We start from the raw sequence: 13,857 nt of genomic DNA on the forward strand, positions 1-13,857 counted from the left end.
CAGGCAATGGGTTGGTCCGGCCCCGGGCGCAAACAGCATCGGGCGGTTCGTACACGGGCGGCGTTGACGATAGCGAAGTCGGTCACGATCGACCAATTAAATGTTGCGATGACTTCCATTCGATTTGCCACTGGCGGACGGTGCCTGCAATGCGCCAATCAACCCGCTAGCATCAGGTCGAGGTTCTGTACCGCCGCGCCTGCGGCCCCCTTGCCGAGGTTGTCGAACACCGCCGTCAGCAAAACCTGACCATGGTGGTTGGCGAACACGCCCAGACGCATGTTGTTGGTGCCGTTGAGCGCTTGGGGGTCCAGATGCGGCAAGGCGGATGACACATGCAGCGGCATCACCTCCACATGCGGTGCACCGGTGTAGTGGTCGGCCAGACACGCGTGCAGCGCTGCCGCGTCAACGTCTGCGTTGAGCAGACGCAGCTCCAGCGGCACCGTCAGCACGATGCCCTGGCGATAAGCGCCGTAGGCAGGGACGAACATCGGCCGCTGCGCGAGCCCGGCGTGCAACTGGATCTCCGGCGTGTGCTTGTGCGCGAGGCCCAGCCCGTACACCTGGAACGGCGGTGCATTCGCTGCATCCTCCCCCTCATAGGTGTCCACCGCAGCGCGGCCACCGCCCGAATAGCCGGACACGGCGTGAATGCTGATCGGGTAATCCGCCGGCACGAGGCCCGCTTGCACGAGCGGGCGCAGCAGCCCGATCGCGCCGGTCGGGTAGCAGCCGGGGTTGGTCACGCGCGACGCTGCGGCAACGCGTGCGGCTTGCCCTTCGCCCATCTCCGGAAAGCCGTAGATCCAGCCCGGCGTGGTGCGATGCGCGGAGCTGGCATCGATCACGCGCACGCTCGGGTTGACGATGGCCGCGACCGCCTCGCGCGCGGCCGCATCGGGCAAGCACAGGATGGCGATATCGCAGGCGTTGATGGCCTCGGCACGGCGGTGCGCATCTTTGCGCGCGTCGGCCGGCAGCGTCAGCAGTTTCAGATCCTGCCGCGCCACACGGCCGCGCAGGCGCTCGTGAATCTGCAGGCCGGTGGTGCCTTGGTCGCCATCAATGAAGACGAGGGGAGTGGACATGGCGGGGCGCTCCAATGGAAAGAGGGGGGGTGATTGCAAGCCCCCATCTTCGAGCGCAACCTAGAATAGGAAAAGTTGCATTTCACAACGATCACATTCAGCTTTTTTGAATCATGCGAGAAATCAGCCTTGACCGTCTGCGCACCCTCGTGGAAGTGGCCGACCGCGGGTCATTTGCCGACGCGGCGCGCGCGCTGCATCTGGCACCGCCCACTGTCAGCCTGCACATTGCCGAGCTAGAGGTTCGCGTGAACGCGCCGCTGCTCTCCCGCAAGCGCGGGCAGGTGCAGCCCACCGCCATCGGCGAGGTGATGGTGGAGCGCGCCCGCAAGCTGCTCGCCGATGCCGAGCAGGCGCTGGACGACATCCAACGCCAGGTGCAGGGCCTCAGCGGACGCGTGCGGCTCGGTGCCTCCACCGGCGCCATCGCCCATCTGCTGCCACAGGCGCTGGACGTGCTGCGGCAAGACCACCCCGGCATCGACGTGCAGGTAGCGGTGCTCACTTCGCACGAAACGCTGGTGGGTCTGGCGGATGGCGCGCTCGACATTGGCCTCGTGGCGCTGCCGCAATCGCAGGTGGCCGGGCTGGCAATCAAGCCGTGGCGGCGCGATCCGGTGATGGCCTTCCTGCCCGCGCACTGGGCGAGCCCGGCGCGCATCACGCCCGCGTGGCTCGCGGCCCAGCCGCTGATCCTGAACGACGCCACCACGCGACTCTCGCGCCAGACGACCGAGTGGTTCGCCGCTGGCGGTCATCACCCCGTGCCGCGCATCCAGCTGAACTACAACGACGCCATCAAGAGCCTGGTCGCGGCCGGTTATGGCGCAACGCTGCTGCCACACGAGGCCTCCGCCGCGCCGTCGGACGCGCGCATCACCATGCGGCCGCTGCGGCCCGCGCTGTGGCGTGAGCTTGGCATCGCGCACCGGGCCGGTCACGTTGAGCGATCGACGCAGCACGTACTCGACGTGCTTTGGATGCTGCGGGCGAAATAGCCCATTGCGCGCCTCGACACCGTGACGAGGCGCAGAATCCGCTTGAATAAAGTTTGACTTCTTGTGTCGCGACAACTATCGTAAGATATGTTTTTCGATACAATGCGGTGTGCGAGCGAGCCGATTCCGGCTGCCTGCGTGCGCCGTCCTCTCCCTCTCTTCGTTCGCTCTCATGCCCTTACTTGATTCCTCGCGCGAGCGTCGGCTGCTCTGGCTGCTCGCGCTCACGCAGTTCACCGTCATCATGGATTTCATGGTGATGATGCCGCTTGGCCCCCAGATCATGCATACGTTTGGCATCGGCCCGGCGGCGTTCGCCACGGCGGTGTCGGTGTATTCGCTGTGCTCGGGTGCCTCGGGCCTGCTGGCCGCCACCTATGTCGACCGCTTTGACAGGCGGCGCCTGCTGCTGACCGTCTACGGCCTCTTCACACTGGCCAACCTGGCCTGTGCGCTGTCGGGCAGCTACAGCATGCTGCTGTTCGCCCGCGCGTTTGCGGGCCTCACGGGCGGCGTGCTCGGGTCGATCATCATGGCGGTGCTGTCAGACGTGATTCCGCCCGCGCGGCGCGGCGCGGCCACGGGCGTGGTGATGTCGTCGTTTGCGCTGGCGGCCATGGCGGGCGTGCCGGTGGGCATTGCCATTGGCGCGCACTTCGGCTGGTCGGCGCCGTTCTTCCTGCTGACGGCCCTCACGGTGCTGATCTGGGTGGGCGCGCGGCAGACCATTCCGCCGCTGGCCGAACACCTGGCAGGCCAGCGCAGCCAGACGCTGGGCGAGATCCTCTCGGGCCTGTGGCAGTTGCTCACCAACCCGCGCCATCTGCGCGCCTTTGTGCTGACCTTCGTGATGATGGGCTCGCACATGATGGTGATTCCGTTCATCTCGCCGGTGCTGGTGGCCAACCATGGGGTGCCGCCCGAAAACCTGTCGTGGCTGTATGTGGCGGGCGGCGCGGCGTCGTTCTTCAGTTCGCGTGCCGTGGGCAAGCTGGCCGACCGCTACGGCCGCCGCCGCGTGTTCGTGGGCGCCGCACTTCTGGCGTTCATCCCGGTGCTGGTCATGACGCATCTGCCTGACTGGCCCTTCATCGGCATGCTGCTGTTCTTCCCGTTCTTCATGGTGATCCTCTCCAGCCGCATGGTGCCGATGCAGGCGCTGATGACGACCGTGCCCGCCCCGCAGGTGCGCGGCGCGTTCCTGTCGGCCAACAGCGCGGTGATGTCAGTGGGTACCGGCGTGGGAGCGTGGCTGGGCGGGCTGTTGCTGTCCGGCGGCGCCGGCGGCCGCATCGAGGGCTATGGCCTCAACGGCTGGCTGGCCGTGGCGGCGGGGTTGTTCTGCGTGTTCTGGGTGAGCCAGGTGAAGGGGACGGATACGCATGGCGACCCGTCGCTGACTGCACCAGCAACACCCGCCGGAGCGTCGGGTCCGCAAACGGTGCCGCAAGCGCCGCAGGCGGAGAAGGCCTGAGCGGTTATTCGGCTTCCAGCACCGTCTTCAGCTTCACCAGGTCACGCTGCACCCATTCGGCATCGGCCTCGAACTGTGCGTCGTCCATGTTGGGTTGCTGAAACAGCGTGAGCGAAACGGTGGTGCCGGCGCCGTTGCGCACCACGCGCAGTGGCACGTAGATGGTCGATCCGTCCGGCAGGCGGACCCAGTGGTCGGCAATGCCAAACGCATTGGGCGGGCTGAAGCGGATGAACACGCTGCCTTCGTCGCTGTTGGGCGCGGCCTTGGCGATCCACTCGTCGGGAGCCGCGCCCGAACTCTGCGTACCGGGCGCGAGCCCTTCCGACAGGCCGGTCGCCCAGATCGGAAAGTTCAGCGGCTCGGCCAGAAACATGGCTACGTCATCGAAGTGGCGCTCGACATTGATGCTCAGGGTGCGGACGTTGTGCAGCATGTGGCCTCCGTGTGCGGCGCTCGCCGTGCGAGGCAGTATATGCGGCACTCAGGCGGGCAGCTTGCGAAAGCTGATGGCCAGGCGGTTCCACGTGTTGATGGTGCTGACCAGCAGCGTGAGGTCGACCAGTTCGGCATCGGAGAACTGCGCGCGCGCAACCTGCCAGACGTCATCGGGCACGCGGGTTTCTGCGACGAGGGTAACGGCTTCCGTCCACGCCAGCGCGGCGCGTTCGCGGTCGGTGAAGAAGGGGGTTTCATGCCAGACCGACACGGTGGCCAGGCGGCGGCTGTCTTCGCCGCCCTTGCGGGCATCGGCGGTGTGCAGGTCGACGCAATAGGCGCAGCCGTTGATTTGCGAGGCGCGCAGGCGCACCAGTTCGGTCAGCGGTTTTTCCAGCGTGCTTTTGCCCAGCGCTTTTTCCAGGCCCATGACAGCCTGGATGGCCGCGGGATTGCTTTGATAGAAGTCGAGGCGGGGTTCCATGAGTGGCTCCTGTGCTTGAGAACGGAAGCCAGTCTAGGCGCCGCGGTGGCACCTTGAAATTGCCAATCCGCATGAATATCAGGTAGCCACCGTAGCCAGCAGTTCTGCCAGCTTGCCGAGCCCCGTGTCGATCTCCGCAACGTTCACATGACCGTAGCCGATCAGCAACCCGGGCTGCGGCGGCCGCGCCACATACATCCGGGCGGTACCGTATAACCCCACGCCCACGCGCTCAGCCAGCTTGACCAGCTCGGCTTCCGGCAACGGCGTTTGCAACTGCGCTGCCATGTGAATGCCCGCCGCCGACGGCACGGGCGCCAGCCACGGCGCCAGCGGGCCACGCAGATGCCGCAGCAGCGCATTGCGGCGCGCCGCGTATTCCTTGTGCATGCGGCGCAGGTACTTGCTGAAATCGCCATCGAGCATGAACTTGGCGAGCGCCGCCTGCATGAGCGATTCACTGTGCCAGTCGGCCACCTGTTTGGCGTGCCGCAGCGGCGCCACCAGCGAGGCCGGCGGCACCACGTAGCCGATGCGCAGCTCCGGAAAGATCGTCTTGGAGAACGTGCCCACGTAAGCCACGCAACCAGCGGCGTCCAGGCTCTTGAGCGATTCCATCGGTCGGCCGTCGAAGCGGAATTCGCTGTCGTAGTCGTCTTCCACAATGAGCGCGTCATGGCGCTGCGCCCAGTCGAGCAGTTGCGCGCGGCGCGCGAGGCTCATCGGCATGCCCAGCGGAAACTGGTGCGACGGTGTCACGTAGACGAGCTTGGCGTGCTTGGGCAGCGCATCGACGATCAGGCCTTCGGCATCGACCGGCACCGGCACGACGTTGGCACCCAGCGCCTGCAACGCAATGCGCGCGGGCGGGTAACCCGGGTCTTCGATCGCTACCGTATCGCCCGTGCGCACCAGCACGCGGGCGATCAGGTCGATGGCCTGCTGCGCGCCATGCGTGACGACAATATCGGCCCACGCACACACCACCGCGCGGCTGAATGCGAGATAGCGCGAGATGGCCAGGCGCAGCGCCTGATCGCCCGCCGGGTCGTGATAGCCGCCGCGCCCACGCGCCTGCTGGCGCAATGCATGCGCAACACAGCGGCGCCACACGTCGAACGGGAACAGGCGCTTCTCGGTCACTCCGCCCACAAAGTCGTAGACGATGTTCGCGCGCGGCATGGGCAGCACCGCAGGCATGTTGTTCCAGGGCGTGTCGAAGGTGCGTGCAGGCGGCGTGGGCGACGCGAGTTGCACAGCGGGCGAGGCGGCCGGCGTGCGGGTGCGCAACCCTTCGGTCGCTTCGGCGACGAAGGTGCCGGAACCGGCGCGCGGGCGCAGATAGCCCTCGGCGATAAGGCGTTCGAATACGTCGAGCGTGGTCTTGCGCGACACACCGATCTGCAGCGCCAGGTCGCGCGTGGAAGGCAAGCGCTCGCCCGGCACGAGCCGGCCATCGAGGATGGCGGTGCGGAGTTGTCGATAAAGCTGGCCGGCAAGGTCATGCCGACCGTGGATCGTCAAATGGACATCCATCGTGGGCGCAGTGTGCGAAGGAGCTGCGCCATTCTACGGAAGCTGCCGAGGGCAGGAGGGGCCGGGTTGAAGCTCAGCCTTCCCGGCCGTCGGCGCGCGGCGCCATCAGCCACGGCGTGTAGCGCCACAGGTACGCCACGAACGCCGCCACCCAGAGCACGCTCGCCCCGCCGATCCACACCTCGCGCGGCAGCAGCGCAGGGCCCGCCACGCGCACGAGTGCGGCCAGCGCGATGGCGGCATAGGCGACATTCTCTGCCCAGCCCGTGCGCAACATCCGGCCGGTGTGGCCGAGCGCGGTGCGGGTGATCATCGCGATGATGGCGCCACCGATGGCCCCTGCCGTGAGCGCATGCAGCGCGGTGGAACGATCGCCCCAGCCGAGCGCTGCGGCGGCCAACATGGCAAAGCCGATCGGCAGGAAGGCATACGCCACATGCAGGATGGACACGATGGGCGTGCGCAGCGTGCGGCGCGTGTCCCAGCCTGCCCAGCGGACGGCCTGCACGACTGCCGCCGCCGCAAACAGAATCGCGGGAACGATGCCTTGAAGCGGCGTCGCCAGCATGGCGACCGCCAGCACCGTCGCCGGCACGATCGCGCGTTCGGCCCAAACCACACGGCGTACATGCACGCCGGGGACCGCGTTGGACGTGAACATCGGGATGACACGTCCGCCGATGACCGTGACGAACAGGCAGACCAGCCCGGCGGCTGCATCCAGGCAGCGCAATGCCACCAGCGGCGCCTCCAGGGCCAGCGCCGCATGGAACGCGGCGTTGACCGCACCGAGCACCAGCAGCGCGATCGCCAAGCCATAGTTGCGTGCGCTCTTCGCGCGCCGCAAGACGTGCAGGAACGCCACGCCGCACGCCGGCAGGAACGCCACATCCGCAGCCACAGCCAGCGGCACGGGGCCCGTCCACATCAGCACTCGCGCCGCCAACCACAGCGCAGCCAGCGCGGCGAGTTGTGCGCCTTGTGGCGTCTGCAGGCCCGTCCAGTTCTTGCCCGCAGTGAAGAGGAAACCAACCACCACCGCCGCCGCAAAGCCGAACACCATCTCGTGCGCGTGCCAGAACAGCGGCGCCATGGTGGTCGGGCCCTGCGCCGACGGCAGCACGCCCAACAGCAACGCTGCCCACAATGCCATGCCCAGCGCAGCAAACGCTGCCGCCAGCAGGTAGAACGGCCGGAAGCCGAGCGCGAACACAGCGCGCCCCGCGTAAGGCACGCGGCTGGCCGGGTCGGGCTTGCCGATGGTGAGCAACGGGGCGTGGCGGGGCATGGTGAATTCCGTGGTTCAGGTCAGAGGATGTCGTCCAGCAGGTCAGGGCCGAACACTTCGCGGTGGATGCGCTCCGACGGCACGCCGCTGGCGAGCAGCGCCGCACGCTGTGCCTGCATGAACGGCAGCGGGCCGCAGAGATAGAAGTCCGCTTCCCGCGCGTTGTCGCGCACGAACGTGTCGACCGTCATGCGGCCCGGCTGGGCCGGGCGTGATGCGAATTCCGCCTCTTCGCCGGACTCCAGAAACACGTGCGCCTCGAACGCCGGCAGCGCTTGTGCCGCACGCTCCAGATCATCGGCGTGGGCAACATGTGACGCTGCACGACCGGCGTGGCTGAACACGATCTTGCGCGCGCTGTTCTGCTGCGCGAGCGTATTGAGCGCCGAGATCATCGGCGTGATGCCAACACCGGCCGACATCAGCACGATCGGGTTGTCGGTCGCCAGTTGCGGCACAAAGTCGCCGTAGGGTTGGCTGACCAGCAGAACGCCGCCTTCGCGCGCATTGGCGTGCAGCCAGCTCGACACGGTGCCCGCAGGGCGAGCGGCATCCCCCGCATCGCGTTTGACGGAAATACGCCACGTGCGGCCATTCGGCGCATCCGACAGGCTGTACTGGCGCTGTTGCAGCGCGCCTGGCGCCAGCTCCACTTGCACCGAGATGTATTGTCCCGGCAGGAAATCGGCCAGCGGCGCATCCCCCACGGCTTCGAGCGTGAGCGAGACCACGTCTTCGGCTTGCTGACGGCGCTCGACAATGCGCACCGGCTGGCGATGGTCGGGGCCGCTGCCGGTGTGCTGGTAGAGGCGCGCTTCCGCCGCGATCAACTCGGCCGCGAGCAGCCAGTAGGCTTCGTCCCAGGCAGCGAGCAGATCGGGCGTGGCGGCATCGCCCAGCACTTCGGCAATCGCACCCAGCAGGTGGCGCGCCACGATCGGGTAGTGGCTCGGCTTGATGCCCACAGCGGCATGCTTGTGCACGATGCGGTTGACCACGGGCCCAAGCGCCGCGTTGTTGCCATGGTTGGCGGCGTATGCAAACACCGCCGAAGCCAGCGACTGCTGCTGCGACCCATTGGCCTGGTTGCCCATGTTGAACACGTTGGTCAGCTCGGGGTGGCTGGCGAACATGTTGCGATAGAAGGTCTGGGTGATGGTCAAGCCGTGCTCGCGCAGCACGGGAACGCTGGCATCGATGTAGGGCTTGGACTTGTCGGACAGCATGCTGGACTCCAAATATGCGTGAAATATGCAACAAATAAGACGGGGGGCGCCGTCACGCTTTGTTCTGGATGGCCTGGTGCTCAGGCAACCGCTTGCATTGGATTCTATTAAACGTATATTTGTGATGCAACAAATTGACCTGCGGCAAACCGGCGCATCTTGTCGGCAACTTCCCGATAAGATGTGCCTCTCATGAATGTTTTTACCTGCGGCAACCCCGCACGCCCGCCATGCGACTGACCGACTACACCGACTACGCCCTGCGCACGCTGATCTACGTGGCTGTGCACCCGGACGAACTCGTCACGATCCAGCGCATTGCGGATGCCTTCGACATTCCCAAGAACCACCTCATCAAGATCGTCCAGCAGCTAGGGCAGGACGGCTTCCTGCACACCGTGCGGGGGCGCGCGGGCGGCATCACGCTCGGCCGCCCGGCAGCCGAAATCAACCTGGGCGATGTGGTGCGCGCCACCGAGCCCGACTTCCGCATGGTCGAGTGCTTCCACGGCGACGACAACCACTGCGTCATCACGCGCGTGTGCGGCCTGCGAGGGGTGCTGCACGCGGCGTTGCAGGCGTACTTTGAAGTGCTCGACGGCTATACGCTGCAGGATCTCGTCGACAAACCCAACGCGGTCAGCCGGGCGTTGGGGGAGGCACCGCTGCCGATGCCGCGCGCGGCCAGGCGCAAAGGCGTGACAGCTTAAGCACGTGTCCTAGCTGCCGTCACGCGCCGCGCAGCCACCCCGTTTGACGGCGTGTTTACCTGACACCACCTAAATTGTCTGCCCCGCAAACTGCGGAGATCTGTGAGCAGGGAATGAGCGAAAACGTGGCGACACCCCACACGTACGAACATTCCGCAACACCCGGCAACTGACCGGGGACGATTCCGAGGTTTGGTTTGCGTGGGACTTGGCGCGCGCGCTGGAGTACCAGGCTTGGTGCAACTCCATCCAAGTCATCGAGAACGCCAAGATGGCTTGCGAGTGCCCCGGCTAGTCGATCGGCAACCACGTTGCCGAGTTCGACAACAGGGTCGAACTGGGCTCCGCCGACGATACCTTCCTGACGATGTGCCCGAACCCGATACTGAAGGCACGACTGTGCGCGAAGCCGGAGTAGCGGACGAGACCCGCCGGTGAGGAAGAGCGCGATACGTCCGCCAACGACGCGCCCTGACACCAAGCCGCAAGCGCAATGTAGACCGCCCCTTGTCGGGGCCGTTTTCTTTGCGCGCTGTTTGCGTGTCGAAGCGATTCGTTTCCCGCTGCATCGTTACCGGCTTTCACACCAGATCGTCACTAAATCGTCATGGTTTGTCGCCAAGATTCGGCCGCGCAAACGTTTTAGTCGTGCATAAACCGCCCACACGCATGGGTGGCCGAAGGCGTTTGCCCGACCTCATCGAATCGACAGGAAACCACAATGCTTTCGACCAAGAAAACGCTGCTCGCGATTGCGGTGCCGGCATGCATGACACTCGGCCTGTACGCGTGCGGCGGCAGTGACGACCCCGCCCCCACGACTACTGCAGGCACCACGCCGGCACCCACGACCCCCACCACACCGACACAGCCTGCCAAGCCGCAGGGCATGTGGACCACGGGCGACCTGCACGTGCACACGGCGGAGTCCGTCGATGCCGTCACGCCGCTGTCCACGGTGCTTGACCACGCGTTTGACCTCAACAGCCTCGACTGGATGGCCGTATCGAACCACCTGCGTCCGTCGCCGCGCGACGCCACGGGCGCCACGCTGGCGGGTGGCTCCATTGCGGCGTCGGCCGGGATCGCAAAGTACGAGATGCCCGCCATTGCGCAGGCGCAAGCGGCAGGCAAGTACGCGGGCAAGCTGATCTTTTCCGCTGCCGAATGGGACATGCCCACGCACGACCACCTGAACGTCGGCATCTTTGAAGGGACCGACAAGCTGCAGACGTCGGCCAAGGGCTTGAACAAGTTCGAGTACTTCTTCACGCAGCAGTCCGCATCGCTATTCGATCCGAACGATGTGACCGCATGGCAGCAGGAAGGCCCGCGTGCCGGCACCACGCATGCCGATGTGGTCAATGCCTTCAAATGGCTCAAGACGAATTACCCGAACACCAGCTATGGGCTGATCAATCACCCGTCGCGCAACCCCGGCAAGTACACGGTGGCGGACTTCCGCGAGTTCAACGACACCGCGCCCGACATCATGTTCGGCATCGAAGGCATGGTCGGCAACCAGATGGAGCCCGACCGCGGCGGCTATACCAGCGCCTATGTCGATGCCAACCTGAAGAACCGCACCTACGGCGGCGTCGACTACGTGGTCGCGCAAGTCGGCGGCATCTGGGATGCGCTGCTCGGCGAGGGCCGCCGCGTCTGGAACTTTGCCGATTCCGACCACCACTTTGAAGTGGATGCCACACAGCAGTTCAGCAGCGGCTACTACCCCGGCGAATACGCCAAGACCTACCTCTGGCTGCCGGGCACCAGCACCGACCTGAAGACGCTGCTGGCGGCCATGCGCTCGGGCAAATCGTTCGCCGTGTTTGGCGACCTCATCAACGCGCTGGATTTCCGTGCTGCCACCCCGGCCACGTCAGCCGACATGGGCGGCACGCTGGCGGCCAAGGCCGGCGACAAGGTGACGATCACCATCCGCTTCAAGAGCCCCGATCACAACAACTATGAGTACCCGCTGGGCAGCGGCTTCAAGGTCAACATGCGTCCCGTGGTGGATCACGTCGACCTCATCGCGGGCGACGTGACGGGCAAAGCCGCATCGGGCACGGCGGCCTATGCGAAGGACACCAACGACTCCACCAAGGTCGTCGCCACCTTCACCAAGGCCGACTGGAAGGTCGATGCTGACGGCTACAACAGCATCACGTACACCTATACGGCCGCCAAGAACCAGTACTTCCGCCTGCGCGGCACCAACCTCGGCATGAACGTGTCGGGCGAAACCAGCAACGGCAACCCGCTGCCCGACCAGAAGACCGTGGTGACGGAAAACGCCGCGCGCTTCAACGCCATCAACGATCGCAACTACAACGATCTGTGGTTCTACTCGAACCCGGTGTTTGTGTCGGTCCAGTAAGGCAGGGGCGGTGACTCAGGCTGCGGCGGGCGCGCTTGTCCGCCGCAGCCAGACCGTCACCGCCAGCCCGACGCCACCCGGCCCGGGCGCCAGCGCAATTTGGCCGCCCATGCGATCCACGATCTGCCGCACGATCGCCAGGCCCAGGCCACTGCCCTGGGTCTGCGTGCCCTCCAGACGCGTGAAGCGCTCGAACACGCGTGTGTACGCCTCGGGCGGAATGCCGGGGCCGTTGTCCGTGACGGTCAGCACGGCCCAACCGTAATCCGCCGACACCTGCACCGTCACGCGGCCGCCTTCTTGCGTGTAACGCACGGCGTTGTCGACCAGATTGAAGAGCAGGGCCGCGATGAGCGTGCGGTTGCCCGACGTCCACACGGGCTGCTCGGCAGGCTCGATCCCCAGATCGATCCGGCGGCCATCAGCCAGCAGCGCGAGGTCTTCCAGCACGGTGCGCGCCACCTGCGAGAGGTCCACCGCCTCGCTCGTCGCAGCCGATGCTTCGGCCTGTGACAGCAACAGCAAGTCGTTGATGAGATCCGCCAAGTTGCGCGTGCTTGTTCGTGCGGCTCTCAGCACTTCGTGCAGCGCGGCATCTGCGTTGGTTTGCGCCGCCACCTGCATTTGCGTATCGAGAATCGCCAGCGGCGTGCGCATCTGGTGCGCGGCATCGGCAATGAAGCGCTTCTGCGTGATCGCGTTGTCGGCAATGCGCTGCAGGTACTGGTTGAATGCGCCGGCAATCGGCTGCAACTCGTGCTGCAAGCCAGCGGGGTCGAGCGGTGCGAGGTCGGTGGGTGCACGTGCCGACACATTGCCGGCCAGCCGCAAGATCGGCCGCAGCTCCAGCGTCAGGCCGATGAGGATCATCGCCAGTGCCAGCCCCACCAGCGCGAGCTGGCGCACGGTGGCGGGCCACCACAACTGGCGGATCATCGCGTCGCGCCCGTTCATGGTTTGCGCAACGCGCGTGACGACGCGCTCGGTGCGGCCGGCGTCGTACATGGTGCGCACCACGGCGGCCACGTGCACTGGCTGGCCTTCCACGGTATCGGTATAGGTGCCGGCATCGGCCAGGCCGGCCGCGTCAAACGCGGGGCGCGTGCCGAAGTCGAGCCGCCCGGCCAGCAGGCGGCCGTGCTCGGTGCTGACCTGGTACGCAACCTGGTCGCGCACGGGGGTTTCGGGCGCGGCAAAGACCGCCAGCGCAGCCGGCGGCACCGACACGCGCAGGCGGCCTTCGTCCCATTCGATCTGGCCGCTGATCATCTGCGCGGCAGTGTCGAGCGCATGGAAGTGCACGAGATCGGCGTTGTGGCGCGCGGCGGCCAGGTCGAGCCAGCCATCGGCCGCCACATACACGACCAGCGGCAATGCCAACCACAACACCAGCCGTGCCCGCAGGCTGCGCGCCCGCGTCGGGGCGGACTGCGCGGGCGCTTGATCAGGACTGCGCGGCGGAGGCATCGCGCAGCAGGTAACCGAGGCCGCGCAGCGTGACGATGGTGGCGGAGGAATGCTCCAGCTTCTTGCGCAGGCGGTGGATGTAGATTTCGATGGCCTCGGGGCTGGCTTCGTCGTCCATCCCAAACACGCCGTTTACCAGCGCCGGTTTGGACACCGTGCGCCCCAGCTTGAGCATCAGGATTTCCAGCACGGTGTGCTCGCGCGCGGGCAGCACCAGTGGCTGGCCGGCCAGATGGAAGGTACGGCTGCCGGTGTGGTACGTCAGGTCGCCGCATTGCAGTTCGACCGACTGATCGGGGGCGCTGCGCCGCACCAGCACCTGGATGCGCGCAATCAGCTCGCGAATCTCGAACGGCTTGACCAGGTAATCATCGGCGCCGGCCCCCAGGCATGCGACCTTGTCGTCGATCCCGCCGCTGGCCGTGAGGATCAGCACTGGCACCGGGTTGCGCCGGCCGCGCAAACGTTGCAATACACCTTGCCCCGACAACGTGGGCAATTGCAGATCGAGCAGCACCACATCGTAGTGTTGCGTAAGCAACAGGGTGTCAGCGGATTCGCCATCGGTGGCGTGATCCACGGTGAAATGGGCGCGGCGCAGGGCTTCGGAGAGCCAGTGCGCCAGCGGGGCGTTGTCTTCGATCAGGAGCAGCTTCATGCGAAAACAGCGCGTCCGGAAAATGAAAGCGATTTGTGGGTTGCCGCTTCCTAGAATGGTGGCGGCTGCCTACGCGCGCCGGAAACATCACTCACCAAATCCGG

General features: G+C 66.1%; 12 protein-coding genes. 4 read left to right on the forward strand and 8 right to left on the reverse strand.

Annotated elements, in window-relative coordinates; all coding sequences use genetic code 11:
• Window positions 1–158: 158 nt before the first annotated feature.
• The gene (gene argC / locus R2N16_RS12580; RefSeq protein WP_316666029.1) at window positions 159–1,091 is read right to left on the reverse strand and encodes an N-acetyl-gamma-glutamyl-phosphate reductase; all 933 of its coding nucleotides are present in this window, start codon (window positions 1,089–1,091) and stop codon (window positions 159–161) included.
• A 113-nt stretch (window positions 1,092–1,204) separates the two neighbouring features.
• Here argC and R2N16_RS12585 point away from each other — a divergent pair, with 113 nt between their 5' ends.
• Together R2N16_RS12585 and R2N16_RS12590 are read left to right on the forward strand one after the other, a co-directional pair.
• Entirely contained in the window at window positions 1,205–2,089 is an 885-nt protein-coding gene (locus R2N16_RS12585; RefSeq protein WP_316666030.1) for a LysR family transcriptional regulator, read from the forward strand.
• 172 nt (window positions 2,090–2,261) lie between these two features.
• Window positions 2,262–3,563, forward strand: a complete 1,302-nt coding sequence (locus tag R2N16_RS12590; protein ID WP_316666032.1) for an MFS transporter — start codon at window positions 2,262–2,264, stop codon at window positions 3,561–3,563.
• Between the two features lie 4 nt (window positions 3,564–3,567).
• Here R2N16_RS12590 and R2N16_RS12595 read toward each other — a convergent pair whose 3' ends face one another.
• The 5 genes from R2N16_RS12595 to R2N16_RS12615 all read right to left on the reverse strand — a co-directional run bounded on the left by R2N16_RS12595 (window position 3,568) and on the right by R2N16_RS12615 (window position 8,535).
• On the reverse strand, window positions 3,568–3,999 hold the full coding sequence (locus tag R2N16_RS12595) for an SRPBCC family protein (protein WP_316666033.1): 432 nt from the start codon (window positions 3,997–3,999) through the stop codon (window positions 3,568–3,570).
• 48 nt (window positions 4,000–4,047) lie between these two features.
• Window positions 4,048–4,485, reverse strand: coding sequence for a carboxymuconolactone decarboxylase family protein (locus tag R2N16_RS12600; protein ID WP_316666035.1), 438 nt, complete (start codon window positions 4,483–4,485; stop codon window positions 4,048–4,050).
• A gap of 78 nt (window positions 4,486–4,563) precedes the next feature.
• Window positions 4,564–6,021 carry a MocR-like pyridoxine biosynthesis transcription factor PdxR gene (gene pdxR / locus R2N16_RS12605; RefSeq protein ID WP_316666036.1) on the reverse strand — a complete coding sequence of 486 codons (1,458 nt, stop codon included), beginning with the start codon at window positions 6,019–6,021 and terminating at the stop codon, window positions 4,564–4,566.
• 73 nt (window positions 6,022–6,094) lie between these two features.
• Complete coding sequence (locus tag R2N16_RS12610; RefSeq protein WP_316666037.1) at window positions 6,095–7,309, reverse strand: NnrS family protein; 1,215 nt, start codon at window positions 7,307–7,309, stop codon at window positions 6,095–6,097.
• A 20-nt stretch (window positions 7,310–7,329) separates the two neighbouring features.
• Entirely contained in the window at window positions 7,330–8,535 is a 1,206-nt protein-coding gene (locus tag R2N16_RS12615; RefSeq protein WP_316666038.1) for a globin domain-containing protein, read from the reverse strand.
• Window positions 8,536–8,765: 230 nt separating this feature from the next.
• Between R2N16_RS12615 and R2N16_RS12620 the strand changes: the two genes are divergently transcribed.
• Window positions 8,766–9,245 carry an RrF2 family transcriptional regulator gene (locus R2N16_RS12620; protein ID WP_316666039.1) on the forward strand — a complete coding sequence of 160 codons (480 nt, stop codon included), beginning with the start codon at window positions 8,766–8,768 and terminating at the stop codon, window positions 9,243–9,245.
• Window positions 9,246–9,966: 721 nt separating this feature from the next.
• Entirely contained in the window at window positions 9,967–11,628 is a 1,662-nt protein-coding gene (locus tag R2N16_RS12625; protein WP_316666040.1) for an S-layer protein, read from the forward strand.
• 15 nt (window positions 11,629–11,643) lie between these two features.
• Here the strand turns inward: R2N16_RS12625 and R2N16_RS12630 are convergent, their stop codons facing one another.
• Together R2N16_RS12630 and R2N16_RS12635 are read right to left on the reverse strand one after the other, a co-directional pair.
• Entirely contained in the window at window positions 11,644–13,095 is a 1,452-nt protein-coding gene (locus R2N16_RS12630; protein ID WP_316666042.1) for a sensor histidine kinase, read from the reverse strand.
• On the reverse strand, window positions 13,073–13,753 hold the full coding sequence (locus R2N16_RS12635; protein WP_316666043.1) for a response regulator: 681 nt from the start codon (window positions 13,751–13,753) through the stop codon (window positions 13,073–13,075). The genes R2N16_RS12630 and R2N16_RS12635 overlap by 23 nt, the downstream gene beginning before the upstream one ends.
• Window positions 13,754–13,857: the final 104 nt, after the last annotated feature.

It is taken from the genome of Ralstonia psammae, assembly GCF_958405935.1.
Taxonomy (GTDB): domain Bacteria; phylum Pseudomonadota; class Gammaproteobacteria; order Burkholderiales; family Burkholderiaceae; genus Ralstonia; species Ralstonia psammae.

Coding starts and splice junctions, on each gene's coding strand:
- argC (WP_316666029.1), bottom strand. CDS start 1,091: ATGTCCACTCCCCTCGTCTTCATTGATGGCGACCAAGGCACCACCGGC.
- R2N16_RS12585 (WP_316666030.1), top strand. CDS start 1,205: ATGCGAGAAATCAGCCTTGACCGTCTGCGCACCCTCGTGGAAGTGGCC.
- R2N16_RS12590 (WP_316666032.1), top strand. CDS start 2,262: ATGCCCTTACTTGATTCCTCGCGCGAGCGTCGGCTGCTCTGGCTGCTC.
- R2N16_RS12595 (WP_316666033.1), bottom strand. CDS start 3,999: ATGCTGCACAACGTCCGCACCCTGAGCATCAATGTCGAGCGCCACTTC.
- R2N16_RS12600 (WP_316666035.1), bottom strand. CDS start 4,485: ATGGAACCCCGCCTCGACTTCTATCAAAGCAATCCCGCGGCCATCCAG.
- pdxR (WP_316666036.1), bottom strand. CDS start 6,021: ATGGATGTCCATTTGACGATCCACGGTCGGCATGACCTTGCCGGCCAG.
- R2N16_RS12610 (WP_316666037.1), bottom strand. CDS start 7,309: ATGCCCCGCCACGCCCCGTTGCTCACCATCGGCAAGCCCGACCCGGCC.
- R2N16_RS12615 (WP_316666038.1), bottom strand. CDS start 8,535: ATGCTGTCCGACAAGTCCAAGCCCTACATCGATGCCAGCGTTCCCGTG.
- R2N16_RS12620 (WP_316666039.1), top strand. CDS start 8,766: ATGCGACTGACCGACTACACCGACTACGCCCTGCGCACGCTGATCTAC.
- R2N16_RS12625 (WP_316666040.1), top strand. CDS start 9,967: ATGCTTTCGACCAAGAAAACGCTGCTCGCGATTGCGGTGCCGGCATGC.
- R2N16_RS12630 (WP_316666042.1), bottom strand. CDS start 13,095: ATGCCTCCGCCGCGCAGTCCTGATCAAGCGCCCGCGCAGTCCGCCCCG.
- R2N16_RS12635 (WP_316666043.1), bottom strand. CDS start 13,753: ATGAAGCTGCTCCTGATCGAAGACAACGCCCCGCTGGCGCACTGGCTC.